General features: G+C 67.6%; 20 protein-coding genes. 14 read left to right on the top strand and 6 right to left on the bottom strand.

The annotated features are described in order from the left end of the window. Positions 1-328: 328 nt before the first annotated feature. Both NFU04_RS14700 and uraD read right to left on the bottom strand, forming a co-directional pair. Entirely contained in the window at positions 329-1162 is an 834-nt protein-coding gene (locus NFU04_RS14700; protein ID WP_146803073.1) for an IclR family transcriptional regulator, read from the bottom strand. 110 nt (positions 1163-1272) lie between these two features. Beyond that, positions 1273-1803, bottom strand: coding sequence for a 2-oxo-4-hydroxy-4-carboxy-5-ureidoimidazoline decarboxylase (uraD, locus tag NFU04_RS14695; protein ID WP_251310175.1), 531 nt, complete (start codon positions 1801-1803; stop codon positions 1273-1275). A gap of 196 nt (positions 1804-1999) precedes the next feature. Here uraD and uraH point away from each other — a divergent pair, with 196 nt between their 5' ends. From uraH to NFU04_RS14680, 3 genes are all read left to right on the top strand, one after another. Continuing rightward, complete coding sequence (gene uraH / locus NFU04_RS14690; protein WP_146803075.1) at positions 2000-2353, top strand: hydroxyisourate hydrolase; 354 nt, start codon at positions 2000-2002, stop codon at positions 2351-2353. 60 nt (positions 2354-2413) lie between these two features. Then, positions 2414-3625 (top strand): urate hydroxylase PuuD, encoded by a 1212-nt coding sequence (locus tag NFU04_RS14685; protein ID WP_251310174.1) that lies wholly within the window; start codon positions 2414-2416, stop codon positions 3623-3625. Positions 3626-3777: 152 nt separating this feature from the next. Further along, complete coding sequence (locus NFU04_RS14680; protein WP_251310182.1) at positions 3778-4500, top strand: GntR family transcriptional regulator; 723 nt, start codon at positions 3778-3780, stop codon at positions 4498-4500. Between the two features lie 75 nt (positions 4501-4575). On the opposite strand, the gene NFU04_RS14675 is transcribed toward NFU04_RS14680, so the two are convergent. From NFU04_RS14675 to NFU04_RS14665, 3 genes are all read right to left on the bottom strand, one after another. Further along, positions 4576-6033, bottom strand: a complete 1458-nt coding sequence (locus NFU04_RS14675) for an NCS1 family nucleobase:cation symporter-1 (RefSeq protein WP_251310173.1) — start codon at positions 6031-6033, stop codon at positions 4576-4578. A 60-nt stretch (positions 6034-6093) separates the two neighbouring features. After that, the gene (locus NFU04_RS14670; RefSeq protein ID WP_251310181.1) at positions 6094-7437 is read right to left on the bottom strand and encodes an NCS1 family transporter; all 1344 of its coding nucleotides are present in this window, start codon (positions 7435-7437) and stop codon (positions 6094-6096) included. Between the two features lie 91 nt (positions 7438-7528). Further along, positions 7529-8275, bottom strand: coding sequence for an aspartate/glutamate racemase family protein (locus NFU04_RS14665; protein WP_251310172.1), 747 nt, complete (start codon positions 8273-8275; stop codon positions 7529-7531). Positions 8276-8724: 449 nt separating this feature from the next. On the opposite strand from NFU04_RS14665, the gene NFU04_RS14660 reads away from it, so the two are divergent. Then, positions 8725-9408 (top strand): aspartate/glutamate racemase family protein, encoded by a 684-nt coding sequence (locus NFU04_RS14660; RefSeq protein WP_251310171.1) that lies wholly within the window; start codon positions 8725-8727, stop codon positions 9406-9408. A gap of 169 nt (positions 9409-9577) precedes the next feature. Next, complete coding sequence (puuE, locus tag NFU04_RS14655; RefSeq protein ID WP_251310170.1) at positions 9578-10513, top strand: allantoinase PuuE; 936 nt, start codon at positions 9578-9580, stop codon at positions 10511-10513. Positions 10514-10612: 99 nt separating this feature from the next. Here the strand turns inward: puuE and NFU04_RS14650 are convergent, their stop codons facing one another. Next, a complete protein-coding gene (locus tag NFU04_RS14650) occupies positions 10613-12055 on the bottom strand; it encodes a YfcC family protein (RefSeq protein WP_251310169.1) in 1443 nt (480 codons plus the stop codon). Positions 12056-12378: 323 nt separating this feature from the next. On the opposite strand from NFU04_RS14650, the gene NFU04_RS14645 reads away from it, so the two are divergent. From NFU04_RS14645 to NFU04_RS14605, 9 genes are all read left to right on the top strand, one after another. After that, positions 12379-13230: a bifunctional allantoicase/(S)-ureidoglycine aminohydrolase gene (locus tag NFU04_RS14645; RefSeq protein WP_251310168.1), complete on the top strand. Its 852-nt coding sequence runs from the start codon at positions 12379-12381 to the stop codon at positions 13228-13230. Between the two features lie 17 nt (positions 13231-13247). Beyond that, a complete protein-coding gene (locus NFU04_RS14640) occupies positions 13248-13736 on the top strand; it encodes an ureidoglycolate lyase (protein ID WP_251310167.1) in 489 nt (162 codons plus the stop codon). Positions 13737-13999: 263 nt separating this feature from the next. Beyond that, the gene (gcl, locus tag NFU04_RS14635) at positions 14000-15775 is read left to right on the top strand and encodes a glyoxylate carboligase (protein ID WP_198058224.1); all 1776 of its coding nucleotides are present in this window, start codon (positions 14000-14002) and stop codon (positions 15773-15775) included. Between the two features lie 64 nt (positions 15776-15839). Then, complete coding sequence (gene hyi / locus NFU04_RS14630) at positions 15840-16616, top strand: hydroxypyruvate isomerase (RefSeq protein WP_146803085.1); 777 nt, start codon at positions 15840-15842, stop codon at positions 16614-16616. Positions 16617-16654: 38 nt separating this feature from the next. Beyond that, a complete protein-coding gene (locus tag NFU04_RS14625; RefSeq protein WP_251310166.1) occupies positions 16655-17545 on the top strand; it encodes a 2-hydroxy-3-oxopropionate reductase in 891 nt (296 codons plus the stop codon). Between the two features lie 208 nt (positions 17546-17753). Next, entirely contained in the window at positions 17754-19055 is a 1302-nt protein-coding gene (locus tag NFU04_RS14620; RefSeq protein ID WP_251310165.1) for a glycerate kinase type-2 family protein, read from the top strand. Then, a complete protein-coding gene (pyk, locus tag NFU04_RS14615) occupies positions 19052-20509 on the top strand; it encodes a pyruvate kinase (RefSeq protein WP_251310164.1) in 1458 nt (485 codons plus the stop codon). Before NFU04_RS14620 ends, pyk begins: the two co-directional genes overlap by 4 nt. A 250-nt stretch (positions 20510-20759) precedes the next feature. After that, positions 20760-22388, top strand: coding sequence for a Glu/Leu/Phe/Val dehydrogenase dimerization domain-containing protein (locus NFU04_RS14610; RefSeq protein ID WP_251310163.1), 1629 nt, complete (start codon positions 20760-20762; stop codon positions 22386-22388). 13 nt (positions 22389-22401) lie between these two features. Beyond that, a partial coding sequence (locus NFU04_RS14605) for a response regulator (RefSeq protein ID WP_251310162.1) occupies positions 22402-25351 on the top strand: 2950 nt, incomplete at its 3' end.

Genomic DNA, 25351 nt, shown 5'->3' with positions numbered 1-25351 from the left:
CATGACTCGCCAACGCAAGACGCCGCGCCCAGAGAGGCGCGGCGTCTTGTTGTGGCGGCGGGTAGTCTGCCGCCGAGGGCGGTACTCTCCCCCTCGGAGACGCGTAGAACGCCTCGTAGCTGGGTGGCTTGCCGCCGAGGTCTGCTGGAGAGGGCGGTAATCTCCCCCTCGGGGACGCTTAGAACGCCTCGGGGCTGGGTGGCTTGCCGCCGAGTCCTGCTGGAGAGGGCGGTAACCTCCCCCTCGGAGGCGCGTAGAACGCCTCGGGGCTGGGTGGCTTGCCGCCGAGGTCTGCTGGAGAGGGCGGTAATCTCCCCCTCGGGGACGTTTAGAACTCCTCGGGGCTGGGCTGCTTGCCGCCGATCTGCGCGGTAATCTCCCGCGCCGCGCGGCTGACCAGGCCGCCCAGTTCCGCCAGGCGCGATTCGGGAATCCGCGCCATGGGGCCGGAGACCGAGATGCCCGCCAGGGCGTTGCCCTGTTCGTCATGGATGGTGGCCGCCACGCAGTGCAGGCCCACCGCATGCTCCTCCCGGTCGCAGGCGTAACCCTGGCGACGGATCTCCGCCAGGGCCTCGCGCAGCCGCGCCGGGGTGTCGATGGTATTGGCGGTGACCCGGGGCAGGCCGCGGGCCTGGAGGATGCGCTCCACCTCCTTGTCCGGCAGCCAGGCCAGCAGCGCCTTGCCGACGCCGGAGGCATGCATGGGCGCCCGGGAACCGAGGCGGGTGATCATGCGCATCATCTGCGGCGATTCGCTCTGGGCCAGGAACACCGCCATGCCGTCGTCGCGGATCCCCAGGTTGGCGGACTCGCCGCTCTCCTCGGTGAGGCGACGCAGGAAGGGGCGGGCGGTGGCCACGAAGTCGCGGGCCTCGAGGAAGGTGTTGCCGATCTGGAAGGTCTTGACCCCCACCTTCCACAGGCCCAGCTCGGTGTCCTGGGTGATAAAGCCCTGCTGGTGCAGGGCCTGGAGCAGGCGGTGAGTGGTGGAGGGGGCCAGGCCGACGATCTGGGCGATATCGGACAGCGCCAGGCCCATGGGGGCGGCGGCCAGCCCCTCGAGGATATTCAGGCCGCGCACCAGCGATTGGCTGTGTCCGCCGCTGCTCTTGCCGCTTCCGGCCGGCCGGCCTACCGTCTTGCGTTTGCTCTCGGTCACGCCTCGTTCTCCGTCACCCAACTGCGATGGCGCCTAGGATACACCCTCGGCGCCGCCCTGTCGTGGTAACGGAAAACCCTTCCATTAAACTTCCGGGCGGCACCGTCGACTTATTGCTGCTCGGCGCGGGCCTGCAGGCGGAACAGGGCGATGCGGTTGATCTGTTCCACCACGGTGCGGCGCTCTTCCTCGGCGCTGTTCTCCAGGCGCTCCTCGAAGGCGGCGAGGATCAGGTGGCGGTTGCTGCCCTTGACGGCCATCACGAAGGGGAAGCCGAAGCGTTCCTTGTAGGCGTTGTTGAGGCGCTCGAAGCGGGCCAGCTCCTCGGGGGTGCACTGGTCGAGGCCGGCGCCGGCCTGCTCGCTGGTGGAGTCATCGGTGAGCTCGCCGGCCAGGGCCGCCTTGCCGGCCAGGTCCGGGTGGGCACGCACCACTTCCAGCTGGCGCTCGGCGCTGGCCTCGTCGAGGACCTTGCCCATGGCGGCGGCCAGGCCCTCCGGGGTGTCCTGCTCGGCGCCGAGACCGGCCTCCCAGGCCAGTTCGGCGACCCAGGGAGAGTGCTCGTAGATCTCGCCGAACTGGGCCACGAAGGTGGCGCGGTCCATGCTGCTGGGGCGGGGGGTCAGGGTCTTGTCACTCATTGTTTTCTCCTTGGGAGGCAGAGGGGCCCATAATACGCTACATCTACTGTATACAAAAACTCTTTGAAATGTACTCCATTTGAGGCTAAAACTGTAACCATAGAATTCGGGCCGGTCATCCGGTGGGCACCACCGCCCCGGCCCTGTCCTTCAGCCGCGCCGCCCAGCGGTGCCATGACCACAACAGGAGAGACACATGGGACGCGTAACTACCCACGTCTTGGACTCTGCCAAGGGCCGGCCTGGCCACGGTATCCGCATCGAGGTCTTCCGTATCGAAGGCGACCAGCGCGTGCGCATCGGCGAGGCGGTGACCAACGACGATGGCCGCTGCGATGCCCCCATCCTCGAGGGCGATGCCCTTACCGTGGGCGAATATGAGCTGCTTTTCCATGCCGGGGACTACCTGGATCGGGAGGGGGTGGCCGGTCCCAAGCCGCGCTTCCTCGACCGTATCCCGCTGCGCTTCGGCGTCGCCAACGCGGACGAGCACTACCATGTGCCGCTGCTGCTGGCCCCCTACAGCTTCTCCACCTACCGGGGCAGCTGATTTCCCGTCGACTTTCCCCTGAATCGACCTACAACAACCGCACAAAGCGAGCGCTGAGTTATGGACGCGTATCTCCTCGAGTTTGCCAATATGCTGCTGCGATGGCTCCACGTCATCGCCGCGGTGGCCTGGATCGGTGAATCGATCTACTTCGTGATGCTGGATAACGGGCTGAAGACGCCCAAGGACGAGGCCTGCCGCAAGAAGGGTGTGTTCGGCGAGATGTGGGCCGTGCACGGCGGCGGCTTCTATCACAACCAGAAGTACGCCACCAGCCCGGAAAAGCTCCCCGACGACCTGCACTGGTCGTTCTGGAAGTCCTATACCACCTGGCTGTCGGGCTTCGCGCTCTTCACCCTGCTGTATATGGCCAACCCCAGCTTCTACCTGGTCAACCCCAATAGCGCCTGGGAGTGGGCCGCCAACATGACCGGCTGGCAGGCCAACGTCATGGCGCTGCTCTTCCTGCTCGGCGGCTGGGTGGTCTACAACGAGCTGTGCAAGCGCATCAGCCCGAACATGGAGCGCGATGGCGTCCTGAGTATCGCCGTGGCGGTGATGATGGTGGTGGTCGCCTACCTGAGCGTGCATATCTTCTCCGGCCGGGCCGCCTTCCTGCTGACCGGCGCGGTGATGGCCACCGCCATGTCCGCCAACGTCTTCTTCTGGATCATCCCGGGCCAGCGGCGCATGGTGAAGGCGCTCAAGGCCGGCGAGACGCCCAACCCCATCGATGGCAAGCGCGGCAAGCAGCGCTCGGTGCACAACACCTACTTCACGCTGCCGGTGGTGCTGCTGATGATCAGCAACCACTACTCCTTCCTCTACGCCCATGAGCTGGCCTGGGTGATCATGACGCTGTTCATCTTCGCCGGCGCCCTGATCCGTCAGTTCTTCGTGCTGATGCACTCCGGTCAGATCAAGCCGGCCTATCCGGCGGCGGGCGTGGTGCTGATCCTGATCAGCGTCTGGGTCGCCGCGCCGAGCAGTGCGCCGGCGGGTGGCACCGATGTGGCCGCGGTCGGCGACGGGCCGAGCGTCACGGAAGTCAGCGGCATCATCAACGAGCGTTGCGTGACCTGCCACTCCCGTGAGCCGAGCCACCCCAGCTTCAACTCGGCCCCGGCGGGGATCACCTACGACAGCGACGAGAACATCCTCAACAGCGTCGCCCAGATCAAGCAGGTGGTGGGCAGCAACTACATGCCGTTGGGCAATATGACCCAGATGACCGACGAGGAGCGCGCCGTCATCGCCGCCTGGCAGGAGTAATCCCCCCGCCTGCGGCCCATGCCGTGCCCCGTGACAATGGCCTGCCCTTCGGCGGGCCATTGTCGTCCATGGCCGGCAAAAGCGTATACAATGAGCAGCAGGATGAGGGCAGTCGATCTGGAGAGTCGTCGACCATGACGGAACACACACCGATGCCGACCAAGGCCGATGAGCGACCCAAGCGTCGCCTGGGCAAGAATGGTGATGGCGCCAAGCGGCACGACGAGATCTATCGCACCATCAGCGATGCCATCATCGAGCATCGCCTCAAGCCGGGGGCACGCCTGCGCGAGGATGCCCTCGCCGAGGTGTTCGGCGTCAGCCGCACCGGGATTCGCAAGATCCTCCAGCGCCTGGCCCTGGAGCAACTGGTGACGCTGACTCCGCGGCGCGGGGCCAGCGTCACCCGGCCCACCGCCGAGGAGGCCAAGGAGGTCTTCGCCGCCCGCCAGATGGTGGAGTGCGGCCTGATGCCCGAGGTGGCGCGGCGCATCACCGCCGCCGATGTCCGCGACCTTCGCGACAATATTCGCCGCGAGCTGGAGGCCCTGCGCGCCGGTGAGCAGAGCGCGGCCATCAAGCTCTCCGCCGCCTTCCACGAGCGCCTGGCGAGGCTCTCCGGCAATGCCACCCTGGCCGAGTTCGTGGGGCGCCTGTGCTCCCGTTCTTCGCTGATCCTGGCGGTCTACGGCAATACCGGCCACCTGGGCTGCGAGTCCCACGATCACGACGACCTGATCGACTTCCTGGAGGCGGGTGACGGCGAGCGAGCCAAGGCCTTCATGAGTCGCCACCTCAGGGCCATCGAGGCCTCCCTGGCGATCACCGAGGAGGAGGAAGAGCATCCGGACCTGCACCAGATCTTCTCCGGCTGAGTGCGCTTTATTCCCCCCCATGCGATAGGCCCCGAGCAGCGATGCCCGGGGCCTGCGTCGTCGTGGGGTAGTGGATCAGGAGTGGGAGATGGCCGGCACGGCACGGAACTGGCGCATCAGGCCGTAGTAGAAGAGCCCGCCCAGGGCGGCCCCCAGCAGCCAGCCGTAGCCGCCCAGGCCGGAGAGCGCCGGCACCAGCACGGTGGAGATCGAGAACAGCGCCGCGCCACCGAAGGCGATCAGGGCGCGCTGGTTCCAGCCCTTGAGGTAGTGGTAGCGGCCGCCCTCCGCGGAGGAGAAGAGGTCCTGCATGTTCAGTTCCTGGCGCTTGATCAGGTAGTAGTCCACCACGATGATGCCGTAGAAAGGCGCGACGACGGCCCCCAGGGCATTGACGAAGCCCGGTACGCCGATCTGGCTGATCACCGAGACCCACAGCGCGCCGACGAAGAAGGCCAGCACGGCGGTGATCAGGCCGCCCACCTTGAAGCTGATCTTGCTGGGGAAGAGGTTGGCCAGGTCATAGGCCGGCGGGATGAAGTTGGCCACCAGGTTGATGCCCACGGTGGCGGCGAAGAAGGTCAGGGCGGCGACGATGGTCAACGGCAGGGAGTCGACCCGCTCGACGATATCCGCCGGGTTGGTCAGCGCCTCGCCGAACAGCACCAGGGTGCCGGCGGTGATGATCAGGGCGATAAACGAAAAGAAGGCCACGTTCAGCGGCAGCCCCAGCAGGTTGCCCAGCTTCATCTGTCGCTCGCTCTTCACGAAGCGGGTGAAGTCACCGAAGTTGATCACCACGGCGGCGAAGTAGGCCACCATGGTGCCGACGATGGCCAGGAAGGCCGCCACGGCGCTGCCGCTGCGCTCCGCATCGGCGCTGAAGATGGAACTTACCGCGGGCAGCAGGTCGCTGCCGGCCTGGACCCAGACCACGACCATCAGCACCAGCATCACCACATAGACCATCGGGCCGGCCCAGTTGAGGAAGTGCTTGATGCGCTCGATGCCGGCCCAGAAGATCGCGATCTGGAACAGCCAGACGATCACGAAGGCCAGCCAGGCCACCCCGGAAAGCCCCAGGAAGGTGCTGCCGTCGCCGCCGCCGAACAGGGCGGTGATCAGCAGCGCTACTGCCGTGGAGGCGAAGTAGGTCTGCACCCCGTACCAGAAGATACCGATGATGGCGCGCAGCAGGGCCGGCAGGTTGGCGCCGCGCACCCCCATGCTGGCGCGAATCATCACCGGGAAGGGGATGCCGTACTTGACGCTGGGTTTGCCGGTCAGGTTGACCAGATACATGACGATCACCCCGGCGAGGATGATCGCCGCCATCACCGCCCAGCCATTCAGCCCGTAGGACAGAAACAGCGAGGCGGCCAGGGTGTAGCCGAACAGGCTCTGGATGTCGTTGGACCACACATTGAAGATCTCGAAGGCCCCCCAGCTGCGGTCCTTGTGCTTCAGCGGGGCCAGGTCCTCGTTATAGAGGGTCGGGTCGATCGTCTGGATATCCAGGTCGCTCTCTTTCATCGGGGTCACCATTGTCGTTGTTGTGGCGACGGCCCGGCCTGGCCGGGCCGCCGATCGAGCTTACTGACGGAAGCGCTGGCAGGGGGCCCAGTGCGTCATCAGCAGGTAGTAGGTGGCGCCGGCCGGAATCAGGCTGGCGTACCAGGAGACGGAGGAGAAGCTGAGGGCGGCGACGATGCCCACCACGGTGGCGATCAATGCCGCCACGTTGACGCCCCGGTAGGGACCGTTCTCGTCATACAGCTTGTCCAGGTCCAGGGTGCGGCGACGAATCAGGAAGTAGTCCACCACCAGGATGGCGAAGATCGGTCCCAGGAAGGCGGAATAGGTCTGCACGAAGAGTTGCAGGCCGGCGGCGGAGTCCGGCTGCACCAGCTTCCAGGGGAAGGTCGCGAAGGCCAGCAGCCCCACCAGGATGGTGGCGGTGCGGAACTTCATCTTGAAGACGTCCATCAGCACATAGGTGGGCGGCACCACGTTGTTGAGCACATTGGTGGTGACCTGGGCGAAGGCGATAAACAGCAGGGTGGCCATCAGCAGCGGAGTATTGTCCACCGCATTGGTGAAGACCTGGATGGGGTCGGCGGTGCCGGTGGCCTCGGAGACCATGAAGCCGATCAGGCCCATGAACAGGGTGCAGGGCAGGATCGACATGGCGTAGATGGTGGTCAGCAGGCCGGCCCCGGTGCCCTGCTTGTGCTCCCGGGAGTAGTCGCTGACGTTGAGCATCATGGTGCTGTAGATGCCCAGGAAGAGCATGGTGGCGCCCCAGAAGGGCAGGCCCCAGGAGCCTTCCATGGTCAGCAGGTTGGCGGAGAGCTCGTCACCGTAGCGCTGCACCGTGGCATAGAACATGTAGGCCAGGGAGGCGAGGATAAAGGCGCTGCCCACGTTCTCCAGCCACTTGATGCCCTGGAAGCCCATCACCGACAGGCCGATCTGCAGGAACTGGAAGGTGACGAAGTAGAAGATCAGATTGTCGAAGCCGAACAGGGTCGTCGAGACCATGTTCAGGGCCCCGGCGCCGATCCAGCTCTGGAAGCCGTACCAGACGATGGCCGGTACCGCCCGCACCAGGCCCGGCAGGCGCGTGCCGGCGAAGCCGAAGGCGCCGCGGGCCTGGACCATGAAGGGAATGCCGTACTTGTAGCCGGCGGCGCCGTTCAGGGCCAGGGCGATGCCGATCACGAAGCAGCCGATGGCGATGGCCACGGTGGCCTGGATCAGGTTCAGGGTGCCCACCACGCTGGAGCCCATGGCGAAGGTGCCGATGGAGACGCAGCCGCCGAACCAGGCCAGGAAATAGGAGGCGCGGCCCATGATGCGGGTCTGTTGGGGCGCCAGGGATTCCTCGCCGGGCGCCTTGCCGGCGTCGCCGGCGGATAGCTCGGGGGTGACGGGCATGGTATCGCCCTGCAGGGAGTCGCTCTTGTTCATGATAGTGTCCTCGCGATATGTGGGACGGTTGTTGTTGTTGCGTCGTCGATGGCAAGGCTCAGGCCGCCGGGGTCAGCCCCGAGAAGTGCTCGAAACGGCCGGTGAAGGCCTTGGGGCGCGGGAAGGCCAGGTCGCCATGCTTGCTGGTGCCGAGGCTCAGCCCGACCAGGGCCTCGGCCAGCTTGACCGCCGCGGTGACGCCCTCCACCACCGGCAGCCCCACCGCCTCGGTGATCTCGGCGGTCAGGTCGGCCATGCCGCCGCAGCCGAGCACGATGGCGCCGATCCCGTCCTCCGCCTTGGCCCGGCGCCCCTCGTCGATAATGCGTGATACGGCGGCGTCGCCATCTTCCTCCAGGTCGAGCACCGGAATCTCCGCCGCCCGTACCCGGCGACAGTGATGGGCGAAGCCGTACTGGGCCAGCAGATGCTCGGCGATGATGGCGGTGCGCCCCAGGGTGGTGACCACCGAGAAGCGAGTGCTGATCAGGCTGGCCATATGGAAGGCCGCCTCGGCGATGCCGATCACCGGGGCGCGGGTCAGTTCGCGGGCCGCCAGCAGCCCCGGGTCGCCGAAGCAGGCGATGATATAGGCGTCGGTCCCCTCCCGCTCGCCGGCGAGGACCTCCTCCTGGACGCCCACCGCGGCCACCGCCTCGTCGAAGTGACTCTCGATGGAGACCGGCCCGGCGGTGGGCTGGGTGGCGATGATATGGGTGCCGGGGGCGGCGATACGCGTCGCCGCCTCGCCGATGGTGGCGGTCATGCCGGCGGTGGTGTTGGGGTTGATCAGGCGTAGCTGCATGGTGGCTCTCGCGGTTTGTGGACAAGGAGTTGTTGTTTTGTACACAAAGTAGGACGGCGAGGCCCAATCCGCAAGTCGCGATGCATTCCTATGGGTTTTTCAAATATCTCCATAAAAAACAGAGAATTATCTATAACTTTCTAAGTATTGTTCTTTATTTTATGGCTAGACTTAGGTCGTAGTCGGCGGAAATATCGCCCATTGTCGACCAGCGAGGCGGCATGATGTATACATTTATTTGTATACAGTGTGTGCATCGCCGGGCGTCGCGTGCGGCAAGGCGCATCCCGACCGCTGCGTTGAGCTGAAAAGGCTCGATGGAGAAAAAATTGCTTGAATTTTTTGTATACAAAGATCAATCCTAAAGGGGTGGCGCCCCCGCATGGGTGGCCTGCCACGCCGGGAAGATGGGGAAGATAGAGAGGAGAGAGAGGAGAGAGGAGAGAGGGATGCGCCTGCTGCTGCTCAACGGCAATAGCAATACCGCCATGACCGCGACCCTGGCGAGTCGCGCCCGGCAGTGGCTGGGTGAGTCGGTGACGGTCGACGAGGAGACCGCCGTGGAGGGCGTGCCCTATATCGGCTCGCGCCGTGACTGTGCCCTGACCGCCGCCCATACGCTGGGTCGGGTGGAGGCACGCCTGGCGCAGGGCGACCTGGCGGCGGATGCCATCCTGCTGGGCTGTTTCGGCGAGCCGGGGCTGGAGGCGGTGCGCGAGATCAGCCCGGTACCGGTGCTGGGCATGCTCGAGGCCTCGGTGCTCAGCGCCCTGCAGCTGGGGGAGCGTTTCGCCATCGTGACTCCCGGGTTGCGCTGGCCACGGATGATCGAGGAGCGCCTGCATGCCCTGGGGGTGGCTCACCACTGCCTGGAGATCGTGCCGGTGCGGGTCGAGGACCTGACGCTGCCGCTTCGTCAGGAGCAGGTAAGCGAGCGGTTGATGGCGGCCCTGGAGGGATTGCAGCGGCGCGCCGCGCCGCCGGTGGTGATTATCGGCGGCGCGGCCTTCGCCGGCTTCGCGGCCCGCTTGCCGGCGCCCCCGGGGTGTCGCCTGCTGGATGCCTTCGACGCGGCCCTGGCCCAGTCCCTGGCCTTGATGCGCCTCGCCGAGGGCGCCGAGTGGCGAGGCTAGGCCATGCACTGGGCTCCGTCCCCCGACCGATCACCGGGGGAAAAGCCGAGTCAGCCGAGACTTGAAAGCTGGATGGATACACTCTATCTTCTTATTGTATACATAAACTGTTGCTCGCTTCTGTCCTCCGGAGGCCGAGCCAACGCAGAACAATCAGGAAAGGTCAGCCATGAGCGTAACGCCTAACAGCGACTATCCCCGTGACCTGATCGGCTATGGCCGTGATCCGGTGCACGCCAACTGGCCCGGCAAGGCCAAGATCGCCGTGCAGTTCGTCCTCAATTACGAAGAGGGCGGCGAGAACTGCGTGCTGCACGGTGACAGTCACTCCGAGAAGTTCCTCTCCGAGATCGTCGGTGCCGAGGCCTACCCGGAGCGCCACCTGAGCATGGAGTCGATCTACGAGTACGGCTCCCGGGTCGGCGTCTGGCGCATCCTCAAGGAGTTCGAGCGTCGCGGCCTGCCGCTGACCGTGTTCGGCGTCGCCATGGCCCTGGAGCGCCACCCGGAGGTGGCCCACGCCTTCAAGGAGCTGGGTCACGAGATCGCCTGTCACGGCCTGCGCTGGATTCACTACCAGAACGTGCCGGAGAGCGTCGAGCGCGAGCATATGCAGCGCGCCATCGAGATCTTCCAGAACCTCTACGGCGAGAAGCCGCTGGGCTGGTACACCGGCCGCGACAGCCCCAACACCCGGCGCCTGGTGCTCGACGAGGGCTCCTTCCTCTACGACAGCGACTACTACGGCGACGACCTGCCGTTCTGGACCACCGAGCGCGACAGCCAGGGCGAGGCTCGCTCCCACCTGGTGGTGCCCTACACCCTGGACACCAACGACATGCGCTTCGCCACGCCCCAGGGCTTCAATACCGGCGACCACTTCTTCAGCTACCTGCGCGACGCCTTCGACGTGCTCTACGCGGAGGGCGACGAGGCGCCGAAGATGCTCTCCATCGGCATGCACTGTCGCCTGCTGGGACGCCCGGGCCGCTTCCGCGCCCTGCAGCGCTTCCTCGACCATATCGAGGCCCATGACCGGGTCTGGGTCACCCGCCGCGTGGATATCGCCCGCCACTGGGCCGAGCACCACCCGGCGGCACGCTGAGGTCGGCCTTCGATGATGGCGCCTCCCAAAACCAGCATGCCCCGCGCGGCGGGGCCGGGCGGGGCATGCTGGTGGCAAGGAAGCTGGGGCGTCAGGCGATCAGCCGACCCACTGGGTGGCCTGTGCGAAGGCCAGGAAGCCCAGGGCGATGACAACCCAGACGCAGAACAGCGGGAAGAAGAACTTCACCCACTTCTGCCAGGGCACGCCGGCGATGGCCAGGGTGGCCATGAAGTAGCCGGAGGTGGGGTAGAGGATATTGCCCATGCCGTCGCCGAGTTGGTAGGCCAGTACCGCGGTCTGACGGGTCACCCCGATCAGGTCGGAGAGCGGTGCCATGATCGGCATGGTGACCAGGGCCTGGCCGCTGCCGGACGGAACCACGAAGTTGAAACCGAGCTGAGCGAAGTACATGCCGATGGCGGAGAGCAGCGAGGGCAGTTCGCCGACCAGGTTGCCGAGGCCCATGACCAGGGTATCCATGATCTGGCCACCCTCCAGGACGACGGCCACGCCGCGGGCCACGCCGGCGATCATGGCCCCGACCAGCACGTCGCGGAAGCCCTTGTTGAAGGCCTCGCAGATATCTTCGGTGGTCAGGCCGGCGATCATGCCCACGACGATGCCCATGAGGATGAACAGCCCCGCCATTTCCATCATGAACCAGCCCTGGCGCAGTACGCCGTAGACCAGCAGGCCGAAGAAGGCGAAGGTGGCGATGGCGGCCAGCTTCTGGCGGCCGCTGGCGGTCAGGGCGCCCTCGTCGCTGGCGTGCAGGTAGAGGCGGCGCTTCTCCGTCTCGCTCTCGTCACCGGCCATCAGACTGAGGCTGGGATTTTCGCGGACCTTGCGGGCATAGCGCATCACGAAAAAGATGCCTGCCCCGAGCACCACGGCGAAGGCGGCGGCGCGCAGGCCGAATCCCGAATAGAGCGGCAGCTCGGAGAGCTGCTGCCCGAGGCCGGTGTTGATGGGGTTGAGAATGCCGGTGGAGAAGCCGGCCGTGGTGGCGCACAGGGCTACGGCGGCGGCGGTCACCGAGTCGAAGCGCAGGGCGATCATCAACGGCAGGATCACCGGTACATAGACCAGGGCGAGCTCCTGGGTACCAATGATGGTCGCCACCACGGCGAATACCGTCATCAGTACCGGTATCATCAACAGGCTCTGGTTGGCGAAGCGCCGGCTCAGCTTGTCGACGCCGATCTCGATGATGCCGGTGCGACGCAGCACCATGAACATGCCGCCGATCATAAAGGTGAAGAACACCACCTCGCCGGCACTCATCAGGCCATTGGGTATGGCCAGCATGAAATCGACGATACCAGCGGGATTCGAGTCGACATACTGGAAGGACTCGGCATCGATGGTGATACGCCCATTGGGACCGGGGATGCGTTCGAACTGGCCGGCCGGAACGAAGTGTGTGGCGATCGCCGCCAGGGCGATAAAGATCACCAGAATCACGTAGATATGCGGTATGCGCCAGCCGGATGATTTGGCGACTGCCGGCTTGGCCGCGCTGGAAGAGTTCTCGGACATGATGTTGCCTCATTTTGTTGTTTCTTGAGGTGTGTACGAGTGCCTGGGCGGCCAGACACTCTAAGGGAGCGCTTCTTCGTCGCTCCCTTCCCCGGGTCAGCCACGGGGCTGGTCGGGGCGGGACAAAGGGCCGATCCGTTATGGCTAATCTTGTATACGGACAATTTGCGGCCTTGCCTTGATTCCGATTGAAGCTTAAATTGGAAATAGTTTCCAGACATTTTTTTCCGCAATCTGCCGGCTCGGTGGAGCGGCGTGAATGCCACCGTCGGGTGCCTGTTGCATCACAGAAAGCGGTTAATCCCAACCAGCGAGGACACACCATGGCTCGTAATACCTATTACGCTCCCCAGGGCGGCCATCCGCCCCAAACCCAGCTGCTCTCCGATCGCGCCGTCTTCACCGAGGCCTACGCGATCATTCCCAAGGGGGTGCTGCGGGACATCGTCGCCAGCTACCTGCCGTTCTGGGAGAACACCCGCCTGTGGGTGCTGTCGCGTCCGATGACCGGCTTCTCCGAGACCTTCTCCCAGTACATCGTGGAAGTCTCTCCCGGTGGCGGCAGCAACAAGCCGGAACTGGACGAGGGCGCCGAGGGCGTGCTCTTCGTGGTCGAGGGCGAGATGGTGCTGACCCTGGGCGGCGAGAAGCATGTGATGCAGCCGGGCGGTTACGCCTTTATCCCGCCGGGCAGCGACTGGACCCTGCGCAACGAGAGCGATGCCGCGGTGCGCTTCCACTGGATCCGCAAGGCCTACGAGTTCGTCGAGGGCATCGAGGTGCCGGAGGCCTTCGTCACCAACGAGAACGACGTCGAGCCGATTCCCATGCCGGACACCGACGAGAAGTGGGTGACCACCCGTTTCGTCGACCAGTCCGATATGCGTCACGACATGCACGTCAATATCGTCACCTTCCAGCCCGGCGGCGTGATTCCCTTCGACGAGACCCACGTCATGGAGCACGGCCTCTATGTGCTCGAGGGCAAGGCGGTCTATCACCTCAACCAGGAGTGGGTCGAGGTGGAAGCCGGTGACTACATGTGGCTGCGCGCCTTCTGCCCGCAGGCCTGCTATGCCGGTGGCCCGGGGCCCTTCCGTTACCTGCTCTACAAGGACGTCAACCGTCATATGAAGCTCAATGCCTCCGCCGCCTATCGCGGCCTGCAGCGTTGAGTCACGAGGAGAGAGTGATGCTGGAACTCACCGCCCAACCGCTTACCCGAGAGGCCTTCGCCCCCTTCGGTGACGTCATCGACACCCGGGGCGCCGACTTCTTCCCCATCAACGCCGGGCGCACCAAGCGCTACCACGACCTGGCCAAGGTGGAGACCCTGGGCGAGGAGGCCCGGGCGCTGATCAGCATCTTCGTCAGCCAGCCGGTGGAGGTGCCCCTGACCCTCGACTTCCTGGAGCGCCACCCCCAGGGCAGCCAGGCCTTCGTGCCGCTGCACGAGGAACGCTTCCTGGTGGTGGTGGCCCCGCCGGGGGACAAGATCGACCCCGGCGAGGTGCGCGCCTTCGTCACCGACGGTCGCCAGGGCGTCAACTACCGCGCCGGGACCTGGCATGCCATCCAGTCGGTGCTGGAGCGCCAGGGAGAGTTCCTGGTGGTCGACCGGGGCGGCGCCGGTAACAACTGCGACGAGCATCCGCTGGCGGTTCGCGTCACCCTGGACTGAGTCTCTCCTTAGCCGCTCTCGAAGGGCCGTCGGGGTATCCCGTCGGCCCCTTCGGCGTGCCCGGACATTGGCCGTTTCCGATCGCCAAGAGAAAGTCTTTCTATGTATTTCTACCCTAGCTCATGACGATGATTTAAATGGGTTTTTTACCCTCCATGTATTTTCTGTGGAAATGTCTTCCATAAAATATTGACAGCGCGGCGGCGCCCGCCTACCTTGAATGGCAAGAACCCCGATTACCGTGTCACCGAGGAGGAATCGTCGTGGCCAAGATGACCGCAGCAGAAGCCGCCGTTCACGTTTTGAAGAAAGAGGGCGTCGATGTCGCCTTCGGCGTGCCCGGCGCCGCCATCAACCCCTTCTATGCCGCCCTGCGCAAGGTCGGCGGCGTGGATCATGTCCTGGCTCGCCACGTCGAGGGCGCCTCGCACATGGCCGAGGGCTACACCCGCACCCAGCCGGGCAACATCGGCGTGTGCATCGGCACCTCCGGCCCCGCCGGCACCGACATGATCACCGGCCTCTACTCCGCCAGCGCCGACTCCATTCCGATCCTCTGCATCACCGGCCAGGCGCCGCGGGCCAAGCTGCACAAGGAAGACTTCCAGGCGGTCAACATCCAGGAGATCGCCGGTCCGGTCACCAAGTGGGCCATCACCGTGCTGGAGCCGGCCCAGGTGCCGCGTGCCTTCCAGCAGGCCTTCCACCTGATGCGCTCCTCGCGCCCGGGGCCGGTGCTGCTCGACCTGCCCATCGACGTGCAGATGAGCGAGATCGAGTTCGATCCGGACACCTATGAGCCGCTGCCGGTCTACAAGCCCGCCGCGACCCGCGCCCAGGCCGAGAAGGCCCTGGAGCTGCTCAATGCCTCCGACAAGCCGCTGCTGGTCTCCGGTGGTGGCGTGATCAACGCCGACGCCAGCGACCTGCTCACCGAGTTCGCCGAACTCACCGGCGTGCCGGTCATCCCGACCCTGATGGGCTGGGGCACCATCCCCGATGACCACCCGCTGATGGCGGGCATGGTGGGCCTGCAGACCTCCCACCGTTACGGCAACGCCACTATGCTGGCCTCCGACTTCGTGATGGGCATCGGCAACCGCTGGGCCAACCGCCACACCGGTGAGATCTCCACCTACACCGAAGGCCGCAAGTTCGTGCACGTGGACATCGAGCCGACCCAGGTCGGGCGCATCTTCGGCCCGGACTACGGCATCGTCTCCGACGCCAAGGCGGCCCTGGAGCTGTTTATCGAGGTGGCCAAGGAGTGGAAGGCCGCGGGCAAGCTGAAGGATCGCAGCCAGTGGGCCGAGGAGTGCCAGGAGCGCAAGCGCACCCTGCTGCGCAAGACCCACTTCGACAACGTGCCGGTCAAGCCCCAGCGCGTTTACGAAGAGATGAACAAGGCGTTCGGCAAGAACACCCGCTACGTCAGCACCATCGGCCTGTCGCAGATCGCCGGCGCCCAGTTCTTGCACGTCTACAAGCCGCGTCACTGGATCAACTGTGGCCAGGCCGGTCCGCTGGGCTGGACCATTCCGGCCGCCCTGGGCGTGCGTCGCGCCGACCCGGACGCCGAAGTCGTCGCCCTCTCCGGTGACTACGACTTCCAGTTCATGATCGAGGAGCTGGCCGCGGGCGCCCAGTTCAAGCTGCCCTACATCCATGTGCTGGTGAACAACTCCTACCTGGGGCTGATCCGCCAGGCCCAGCGCGGCTTCGACATGGACTACTGCGTGCAGCTCTCCTTCGAGAACGTCAACTGCCCGGAGATCAACGACTACGGCGTCGATCACGTCTCCGTGGTGGAAGGCCTGGGCTGCAAGGCGCTGCGCGTCACCCAGCCCGAGGACATCGCCCCGGCCTTCGAGGAAGCGCGCAAGCTGATGGCCGAGCACCGGGTCCCGGTGGTGGTCGAGGTGATCCTCGAGCGGGTCACCAATATCGCCATGGGCACCGACCTGGGCGGCGTCAACGAGTTCGAGGCCCTGGCCGAGAACCAGGAAGATGCGCCGACTTCCATCGCCTCTTTGACCTAAAGTAGACGGCATCCCGCCGCCTTCGGGCGGCGGTTCCGGAAACCCGTTTCAACAGGAGCCGACCATGCCCAAGTTTGCCGCCAACCTCAGCATGCTGTTTACCGAGGTGGATTTCCTCGACCGCTTCGAGGCCGCCGCCAAGGCCGGCTTCCAGGGCGTCGAGTACCTCTTCCCCTACGACTTCACCGCCGACGAGATCAAGCAGCGCCTGGACGCCAATGGCCTGACCCAGGTGCTCTTCAACCTGCCGGCCGGGGACTGGGGCGCCGGCGAGCGCGGCATCGCCTGTCACCCGGATCGCGTGGAAGAATTCCGCGCCGGCGTCGACCGGGCGATCGACTACGCCAAGGTCCTCGGCAATACCCAGGTCAACTGCCTGGCCGGCATCAAGCCGCAGGGCGTCAGCGACGACCAGGCCCGCCAGACCCTGGTGGAGAACCTGCGCTTCGCCGCCGAGAAGCTCAAGGCCGCCGGCATCCGCCTGATCGCCGAGCCGATCAACACCCGCGATATCCCGGGCTTCTTCCTCAACGGCACCGAGCAGGCGCTGGCGATCTTCGACGAAGTGGGCAGCGACAACCTCGCGCTGCAGTACGACATCTATCACATGCAGATCATGGAAGGGGATCTGGCCCCGACCATGGAGACGCACCTGGCGCGCATCGCCCATGTGCAGCTCGCCGACAACCCGGGCCGTCACGAGCCGGGCACCGGCGAGATCAACTATCCCTTCCTGTTCGCCCACCTCGACCGTCTCGGTTACGACGGCTGGATCGGCTGCGAATACAAGCCCAAGACCACCACCGTGGAAGGCCTGGGCTGGCTGGATAGCGTGCGCTAAGCGCTGTTCGACGACAGGACACGAGAAGGAGAGAGACTATGAGCAAGATCGGTTTTATCGGCCTGGGCATCATGGGTCGTCCCATGGCGGGTCACCTGCTGGACGCCGGCCACGAAATCTTCACCGTGCAGCACGGCAGGCCGATTCCCCAGGACCTGGCCGACAAGGGCGCCCAGGTGGTGGCCAACCCCAAGGCGGTGGCCGAGGCCGCCGAGATCATCATCACCATGGTGCCGGACACCCCCGACGTGGAGCAGGTGCTGTTCGGTGAGAACGGCGTGGTCGAGGGCCTCAAGCCGGGCACCCTGGTGATCGACATGAGCTCCATCGCGCCGATCGCCACCCAGGAGTTCGCCAAGCGCATCGTCGAGGCCGGCGGCGAGTACGTCGACGCCCCGGTCTCCGGTGGCGAAGGCGGTGCCATCAACGCCGCCCTGACCATCATGGTCGGCGCCACCGAGGAAGGCTTCACCCGCGCCAAGCCGGTGCTGGAAGTGATGGGCAAGACCATCACCCATATCGGCGGTCACGGCGCCGGCCAGACCTGCAAGGTGGCCAACCAGATCGTCGTCGCCCTGACCATCGAGGCGGTGGCCGAAGGCCTGCTGTTCGCCTCCAAGGCCGGCGCCGACGTGACCAAGGTGCGCGAGTCCCTGCTCGGCGGCCTGGCCACCTCGAAGATCCTCGACGTTCACGGCGAGCGCATGATCAACGGCACCTTCGATCCGGGCTTCAAGATCAAGCTCCATCAGAAGGACCTCAACCTGGCCCTGGAAGGCGCCCGCAGCCTCAACCTGTCGCTGCCGGGTACCGCCAATGCCCAGCAACTCTTCCAGGCCTGCGCGGCCCATGGCGGCGGCGACTGGGATCACGCCGGCATCCTGCGCGCCCTGGAGAAGCTCGCCGACCATAGCGTCAGCGGCAAGTAAACCCTCCCCCCAGGGATTGGGTGGGCCGCGGTGAAACGACCTTCGCCGCGTCCCATCGAGTTCCTGACTGGCAGGCGCCGGGTCGTCGTCTGCCATGCCACGCATGTGGCCCTTCTCCGGTGGCGGTCTCCCTGTGGTAGGCCCTTGGCCGTCACCGGCTTTTTTCTCCCCTTTCCTGCCCGTTGCGGCTTCCGTGAGGAGTCTGCCGATGAATGCTATCGCTCCCTTTTCGAGTCATGAGGCGGCGCGCCAGTGGCTGTCGCGTCTCGCTCAGACGGCGGTTGCCGCCGTGCACCCCGATTCGCTGTTACCCGATAACCTGCCCGAGCCGCCCAAGGGGCGCACCCTGGTGGTCGGCGCCGGCAAGGCCGCCGCGGCCATGGCCGCGGCCCTGGAGGCGGCCTGGCGGCAGCGCTACCCGGAGGCCGAGCTGAGCGGCCTGGTGGTCACCCGCTATGGCCATGGCGCCGAGTGCCGGAACATCGAGGTCCTCGAGGCCTCCCACCCGATGCCCGACGACCTCAGCGAGAAGGCCGCCCGGCGCATGCTCGAGGCGGTGGAAGGCCTCGGCGAGGATGACCTGGTGATCGCCCTGGTCTCCGGCGGCGGCTCGGCGCTGATGACCCTGCCGGCCGCCGGCCTGACCCTGCACCAGAAGCAGCAGCTCAACAAGGCGCTGCTGCGCTGCGGGGCGCCGATCCGCGAGATCAACACCGTGCGCCGCCACCTCTCCGCCATCAAGGGCGGGCGCCTGGCCGCCGCCGCCCATCCGGCGCGGGTGGTCACCTACCTGATCTCCGACGTGCCCGGCGACGATCCCACCCTGATCGCCTCCGGCCCGACCCTGCCCGACGACTCCACCCCGGCGGACGCCCTGGCGATCCTCGAGCGCTACGCCATCGAGGTGCCCGACAGCGTGCGCCGCCACCTGGTGGCGGACACCAGCGCGCCGCGCCGCGACGATGCCGGCTTCGCCCGGGACGAGGAGGTGGTGCTGGCCCGCGCCGCCGACGCCCTGGAGGCCGCCCGCCTGGCCGCCGAGGAGAGCGGCCTGGCGGTGCGCGTGCTGGGCGACGACCTGGAGGGCGAGGCCCGCGACCTGGGGCGTGCCCAGGCGCGCCTGGCGCTGACCCTGCAGGGCGAGATCGAGGAACCGCTGCTGATCCTCTCCGGCGGCGAGACCAGCGTCACCGTCCAGGGCGACGGCCGCGGCGGGCGCAACGTCGAGTACCTCTTGGGGCTCTTCGAGGCCCTCAAGGGCGCCGAGGGCATCCACGCCCTGGCCATCGACACCGACGGCATCGACGGCTCCGAGGACAACGCCGGCGCCCAGTTCGGCCCCGACTGCTGGGCCCGCGCCAAGGCGGCGCGCCTGGCGCCGCAGGACTACCTGGCGCGCAACGACGCCTACAGCTTCTTCGCCGAGCTGGACGACCTGATCATCACCGGGCCGACCCGCACCAACGTCAACGACTTCCGCGCCATCCTGGTGCTGCCGAGGACCGCATGAATACGCTGCCCCATCCCCCCCTGCGCCGTACCAAGATCGTCGCCACCCTGGGTCCCGCCAGCGACCGGGAGGGCGTGCTCGAGGCGATGATCGCCGCCGGCGTCGACGTGGTGCGCCTCAACTTCTCCCACGGCTCCGCCGATGACCATCGCCGCCGCCTGCAGGCGGTGCGCGAGATCGCCGCGCGCCTCGGCAAGAGCGTCGCCGCCCTCGGCGACCTCCAGGGCCCCAAGATCCGCATCGCCCGTTTCAGCGAGGGCGCCGTGGAACTCGACGAGGGCCAGGCCTTCGTCCTCGACATGGCCATGGACACCGAGGCGGGTACCGCCGAGCGGGTCGGCTGCGACTACAAGGAACTGGCCTCCGACGTCGCGGTCGGCGACGTCCTGCTCCTCGACGACGGCCGCCTGGTGCTGGAAGTGACCCAGATCGACGGCCCCGAGGTGCATACCACCGTGACCGTCGGCGGGCGCCTGTCCAACAACAAGGGCATCAACAAGCAGGGCGGCGGCCTCTCCGCCGCGGCCCTCACCGACAAGGACAAGGCCGACCTCGAGACCGCCGTGGCCATCGGCGTCGACTACCTGGCGGTCTCCTTCCCGCGCAGCGCCGCCGATATGCAGGAGGCCCGCGAACTGCTCGGCGCGGCCGGCAAGGAGATCGGCCTGGTGGCCAAGGTCGAGCGCGCCGAGGCGGTGGCCGACCCGGCGACCCTGGACGGCATCATCCGCGCCTCCGAGGCGGTGATGGTGGCCCGCGGCGACCTCGGCGTGGAGATCGGCGACGCCCAGCTGATCGGCGTGCAGAAGCGCATCATCAGCCGCGCCCGCAAGCTCAACCGGGCGGTGATCACCGCCACCCAGATGATGGAGTCGATGATCAACGCGCCCCTGCCCACCCGGGCCGAGGTGTTCGACGTGGCCAACGCCGTGCTCGACGGCACCGACGCGGTGATGCTCTCCGCCGAGACCGCCGCCGGCGACTACCCGGTGGAGACCATCGAGGCGATGCACCGCCTGTGCCTGGGCGCCGAGCGCGAGCGCACCGCCCAGGAGTCGGGCCACCGCATCCACGAGGGCTTCTCGCAGATCGACGAGACGGTGGCGCTGTCGGCCATGTACGCCGCCAACCACCTGGAAGGCGTGGCCGCCATCGCCTGCATGACCGCCACCGGCTATACGCCGCTGATCGCCTCGCGCATCCGCTCTGGCCTGCCCATCATCGGCCTGGCCCACAGCCCCATCGCCCAGCGCCGCATGGCCCTCTACCGGGGCGTGGTCTCGGTGCTCTTCGACACCAGCGCCATGGACGCCACCGAGCTCAATGCGCGTGCCCTGGACGAGCTCCGGGCCCGCGGCATCACCAGCCCCGGCGACCTGGTGATCCTCACCCGCGGCGACCATATGAACGCCCACGGCGGCACCAATACGATGAAGATTCTCTCGGTGGCATAAGGAAAACACCGCATAAATGGCTGTGCGGGCGAATCACTGCGTTGCGCGGTGCTAGAAATCCTCACCTATACCCCATAGGCTCCGGTTTCTGCGCTCCGTGCGCCTTGTGCTTCATCCCGCTCGCCGATTTATTCAGAGTTTCCTACGCCGCCTTCGCCGGCCACCCTCATCGGTGGCCGCTTTTTTCCCTTCTTTCCCTCCCGAGTGGCTGGCCTACGCTTAAGGCAGTATCCCTCGAGCGAGGCGTGCCATGGCCGATTCCCCCCTGCGTCTGCTGCTGGTGGAAGACAATCCCCTGCATAGCCGGCTGATTCAGCAACTGCTCAAGGAGGATGCCCAGCTGCGCTGCGAGGTGGAGGCGGTCGCCACCCTGGCCGAAGGCCTGACCCGGCTGGTCAAGGGGCGCATCGACCTGGTGCTGCTCGACCTGGTGCTGCCGGACAGCCAGGAGCTGGAGACCCTGTGGCGGGTGCGCCTGGTGGCGCCCCAGGTGCCGGTGGTGATCCTCACCGGCCTCGACGACCTGCAACTGGCGACCCGGGCGGTGGAGTCCGGGGCCTCCGATTACCTGGTCAAGTCCAACCTCAAGGGCGCCGCCCTGGGACGCACGGTGCGCTACACCCTGGCGCGGGCCCGGGTGCGCGGCGGCGAGTGGGACTCGCCGCTGTTCCGCCAGGCCCAGCAGCAGTTCCTCAAGGCGGCCCAGGTGATGGCCCTGGACGATGGCCTGCGCCAGCGGCTGCTGTTTCCCCAGCGGGCGCGGCTGGTCACCTTCCCCTTCCGGCGCGATGATCACCACCAGGCGGAGACCCTGTTCGGCTATCGGGTGCAGCACCTGCGGCTGCCGGGGCCGACCCTGGAGGGCGTGCGCCTGCACCCGGAGCTGGGCCTCGGCGAGATGTCCGCCCTGGCGATGTGGGCCACCTGGCAGTGCGCCCTGCTGGGACTGCCCTGCGGCGGTGCCAAGGGCGGGGTGCGGGTCGACCCCACCGCCCTCGGTCCCGGCGAGCGCCAGCGCCTGCTGCGCGCCTTCGCCCGGGAGCTCCGGGACGACCTGGCCGATGGACGGGATATCCTCGCCCCGGGGCTGGGCGTCGACGAGCGGGCCATGGCCTGGCTGCTCGACGAGGGGCTGCCGGTCAGCGGCAAGCCGGCCCTGCTGGGCGGGCTCCCCCGGCGCCAGGCCGCTATCGGGGCCGGCCTGGTGGCGCTGATCGCCGCCGCCGCGGAGCACCTCGGCATCGCTTTGGGCGGCGCCCGGGTGGTGCTCCAGGGCCTCGGTCAGGTGGGCCTGGCCGCGGCCCGGCAACTGGTGGCCCGGGGCGTCAGGCTGATCGCCGTCGGCGACGCCTCCGGGGCGCGTCAGGACCCGGCGGGCCTCGACCTGGCGGCGCTGGAGGCGCACCTGGCGAGCCGCGGCGCCCTGGCCGGTTTCGCTGGCGGCGAGCCCCTCGACGACGGCGACCTGCTGAGCCTGCCCTGCGATATCCTGGTGCTGGCGGCGGTGCAGCAGCAGGTCACCGCCGAGAATGCCCCGCGGGTCGACTGTCGCCTGCTGGCGGAGGGGGCCCATGGTCCCACCCTGCTGGAGGCGGAGGAGAGCCTCCACGAGCGGGAGGTGTTCGTGCTGCCGGATATCCTCGGCAACGCCGCCGGGGTGGGGCTGGCCTACCTGGAGTGGGCCCAGGGGACGCGTCCCTGGGAGCGCGAGGCCGCCCTGGCCTGGCTCGAGGTGCGGCTGCTGGATGCCTTCCGGCGCTGCCTGGGGCGGGTCGAGTCGGAGGGGCTGGACATGCGCACCGCGGCCCTGGTGGAGGCGCTGCTGCGTCTCGAGGGCCAGGCCCGGCTATGCGGCCGGCTCGACGATTCGCCTGATTAGGCAGGGGCCGGCCATGGCAAGCATCGAAAGGCAGCTAGCCGTCGCCGAGGCCGCCCGCGACGAGGCTCGGGCGGCCTATCGTCAGCTGGCCGAGGCCATCGAGACCATCTCCGAGGGCTTTACCCTCTACGATGCCGACGATCGCCTGGTGCTCTGTAATCGGCGCTTCCGCGACGACTTCTCCGGGGCCGCCGCGGTGGTCGAGCCCGGCATGCGCTTCGAGACCCTGATCCGCACCGTGGTGGGGTCGGGGCTGATCGATATCGGCGACAGCGAGCCGGAGGCCTGGATCGCCGCCCGCCTGGCCCGGCGCCGCGCTCCGGGCGCGCCCTTTGCCTACCGGCGCACCGATGGCAAGCAGCTTCGGGTCAGCGAGCGGCGCACCCGCGGCGGTGGGGTGGTGGCCATCTATACCGATATCACCGAGTTTGAGGCCCAGCGCGCCCATCTGGAGGCCCTGGTGACCCTCACCGAGGAGGCCCAGGCCCGCGCCGAGGCGGCCCGCGACCAGCTCACCGAGGCCCTGGAATCGATCGCCGAAGGCTTCGCCCTCTATGATGCGGATGACCGGCTGGTACTCTACAACTCCCGTTTCAAGGAGCATTTCGTTACCCCCGGCGACCTGGTGGAGGAGGGCGTGGCCTTCGAGGCGCTGCTGCGAGGGGTGGCCGAGCGGGGCCTGATGCCCCGCGGCTTCGAGTCCGCCGAGGCGTGGATCGACGAGCGCCTGGCCCAGCACCGTGACCCCCGGGGGCCCTACCAGTTCGTGCGCAGCGACGGCCTATGCATCCAGGTCAGCGAGCACCGCACCGGTAATGGCGGCTATGTGGCGGTCTACTCCGATATCACCGAGCTGGAGCAGCATCGCCACCGCCTGGAGGAGCGGGTCGCCGAGCGCACCGTCGAGCTGGAGGACGCCGCCCGGGCGTTGCGGCGCTCCCAGACCGAACTGCGCCGGGCCCGGGACGAGGCCCAGCGGGCCAGCCTCGCCAAGAGCGAGTTCCTGGCCAATATGAGTCACGAGATCCGCACCCCCATGAACGGGGTGATCGGCGTCGCCGAGCTGCTCGAGCGCACCGAGCTGACGCCCCAGCAGGCGGAGTACGTGGCCTTGATCCAGACCTCGGCGGACACCCTGCTGGGGCTGATCAACGAGATCCTCGACTTCTCCAAGATCGAGGCCGGGCGCCTGGAACTGGAGGCGCGCCCCTTCCCGCTGCGCGATACCCTCGCCGATACCCTCCAGACCCTGGCCCTGCGCGCCGACGAGAAGGGCCTGGAGCTCGCGGTGCATATTCCCCCGGAGATCCCCGACCAGCTGCTGGGAGACCCGCTGCGCCTGCGCCAGGTGGTGGTCAACCTGGTGGGCAACGCCATCAAGTTCACGCCCCGCGGCGAGGTGGTGGTGGACCTCGCCCTGGAGGCCCGGGCAGGGAAGCGGGTGCGCCTGGGCTTCGAGGTGCGCGACACCGGCATCGGCATCCCCGAGGCCCAGCGCCGGCAGATCTTCGAGGCCTTCGGCCAGGCCGACACCTCCACCACCCGGGTCAACGGCGGCACCGGCCTGGGGCTCTCCATCGCCGCCCAACTGGTCGCCATGATGGGCGGCGAGATCCGCGTCGACAGCGGCCCCGAGGGGCGCGGCAGCCACTTCACCTTCGGCGCCGACTTCGGCCTCGCCGAGGCCCCGGCCGCCGCCCCGCGTCCCCGGCTGCTGCAAGACCAGCGGGTGCTGGTGGTGGACGACAACCAGACCAATCGCCGCATCCTCGAGGAGATCCTCACCAGCTGGGGCATGCGGCCCCGGGTGGTGGACGGCGGTGCGGCGGCCCTGGCGGCCCTGGACGCGGAGGCCGAACCGCTGCCCCTGGCGCTGCTCGACGTGATGATGCCGGGCATGGACGGCTTCACCCTGGCCGAGCACCTGCGCGCTGACCCCCGCCATGGCGACATGGCCCTGCTGATGCTCTCCTCCGGCAGCCGGCCCGGCGACGCCAGCCGCCGCCAGCGCCTGGGCATCGGCCGGCTGCTGATGAAGCCGGTCAAGCAGTCGGAGCTGCTGGAGGCGGTCGGCGAGGCCCTGGGCGCCGAACCCCGGCTGGCGCCGCCGACCCGTGCCGACGCCGAGGCGCGGCCGGCGGACTGGCGCCCGCGCCGGGTGCTGCTGGTGGAGGACGGCGTCACCAACCAGCGGGTGGCCATCGACCTGCTGACCCAGCGCGGCCACCGGGTCGAGCTGGCCAGCCAGGGTGCCGAGGCCCTGGCGGCGCTGGCCGAGCGGGCGTTCGAGGTGGTGCTGATGGACGTGCATATGCCGGTGATGGATGGCCTGACGGCGACCCGGGCGCTGCGCGAGCGGGAGCGCCGCCACGGCGGCCACCTGACGGTGGTGGCGATGACCGCCAGCGCCACCCGGGAGGACCGCCAGCGCTGCCTGGCGGCGGGCATGGACGACTATGTCACCAAGCCGTTCCGCGCCGCCGAGCTCTACCGGGCGGTGGAGGAGCCACCGCGGGGCGTGAGCATCGACGAGGCGCCTGCCGAGCCCACGCCGCCGGTGCCCGCGGCGGTGGGCGAGCCGGTGCATGATCGGGCCGGGGCCCTGGCCAACCTGGAGGACAAGGCGGCGCTGCTCGAGGAGATGGAGGCGCTGTTCCGGGGCGAGTGTCCGGCCCTGATGGCCGAGATCGAGGCGGCCATCGCCGGCGACGATAGCGTGACACTGCGCCGCGCGGCCCATACCCTGAAGGGCTCGGCCCTGGTGATCGGCGCCCGGGCCCTGGGAGCCACGGCGCTGCGCCTGGAGACCCTGGCCCGCGGCGGCGAGCTGGACGAGGCCCCGGCGCTACTGGCCGAGCTCGAGGCCCGGCTCGCCGAGCTGGTCCCGCTGCTGGCCGCCCATGCTGCTGATGGCACCGGCCACCCCCGGGTCGTTGCCGATGGTCACGGCGATGCCACTGCCC

This window comes from Halomonas sp. NCCP-2165 (assembly GCF_023708045.1).
Taxonomy (GTDB): Bacteria; Pseudomonadota; Gammaproteobacteria; order Pseudomonadales; family Halomonadaceae; genus Bisbaumannia; species Bisbaumannia pacifica.
This window is presented reverse-complemented; position numbering and strand designations above follow the sequence as displayed.

Bases quoted from the DNA above. Each gene is read 5' to 3' on its own strand.
- uraD (WP_251310175.1), bottom strand. From the start codon at position 1,803: ATGAGTGACAAGACCCTGACCCCCCGCCCCAGCAGCATGGACCGCGCC.
- uraH (WP_146803075.1), top strand. From the start codon at position 2,000: ATGGGACGCGTAACTACCCACGTCTTGGACTCTGCCAAGGGCCGGCCT.
- NFU04_RS14685 (WP_251310174.1), top strand. From the start codon at position 2,414: ATGGACGCGTATCTCCTCGAGTTTGCCAATATGCTGCTGCGATGGCTC.
- NFU04_RS14680 (WP_251310182.1), top strand. From the start codon at position 3,778: ATGCCGACCAAGGCCGATGAGCGACCCAAGCGTCGCCTGGGCAAGAAT.
- NFU04_RS14675 (WP_251310173.1), bottom strand. From the start codon at position 6,033: ATGAAAGAGAGCGACCTGGATATCCAGACGATCGACCCGACCCTCTAT.
- NFU04_RS14670 (WP_251310181.1), bottom strand. From the start codon at position 7,437: ATGCCCGTCACCCCCGAGCTATCCGCCGGCGACGCCGGCAAGGCGCCC.
- NFU04_RS14665 (WP_251310172.1), bottom strand. From the start codon at position 8,275: ATGCAGCTACGCCTGATCAACCCCAACACCACCGCCGGCATGACCGCC.
- NFU04_RS14660 (WP_251310171.1), top strand. From the start codon at position 8,725: ATGCGCCTGCTGCTGCTCAACGGCAATAGCAATACCGCCATGACCGCG.
- puuE (WP_251310170.1), top strand. From the start codon at position 9,578: ATGAGCGTAACGCCTAACAGCGACTATCCCCGTGACCTGATCGGCTAT.
- NFU04_RS14650 (WP_251310169.1), bottom strand. From the start codon at position 12,055: ATGTCCGAGAACTCTTCCAGCGCGGCCAAGCCGGCAGTCGCCAAATCA.
- NFU04_RS14645 (WP_251310168.1), top strand. From the start codon at position 12,379: ATGGCTCGTAATACCTATTACGCTCCCCAGGGCGGCCATCCGCCCCAA.
- NFU04_RS14640 (WP_251310167.1), top strand. From the start codon at position 13,248: ATGCTGGAACTCACCGCCCAACCGCTTACCCGAGAGGCCTTCGCCCCC.
- hyi (WP_146803085.1), top strand. From the start codon at position 15,840: ATGCCCAAGTTTGCCGCCAACCTCAGCATGCTGTTTACCGAGGTGGAT.
- NFU04_RS14625 (WP_251310166.1), top strand. From the start codon at position 16,655: ATGAGCAAGATCGGTTTTATCGGCCTGGGCATCATGGGTCGTCCCATG.
- NFU04_RS14620 (WP_251310165.1), top strand. From the start codon at position 17,754: ATGAATGCTATCGCTCCCTTTTCGAGTCATGAGGCGGCGCGCCAGTGG.
- pyk (WP_251310164.1), top strand. From the start codon at position 19,052: ATGAATACGCTGCCCCATCCCCCCCTGCGCCGTACCAAGATCGTCGCC.
- NFU04_RS14610 (WP_251310163.1), top strand. From the start codon at position 20,760: ATGGCCGATTCCCCCCTGCGTCTGCTGCTGGTGGAAGACAATCCCCTG.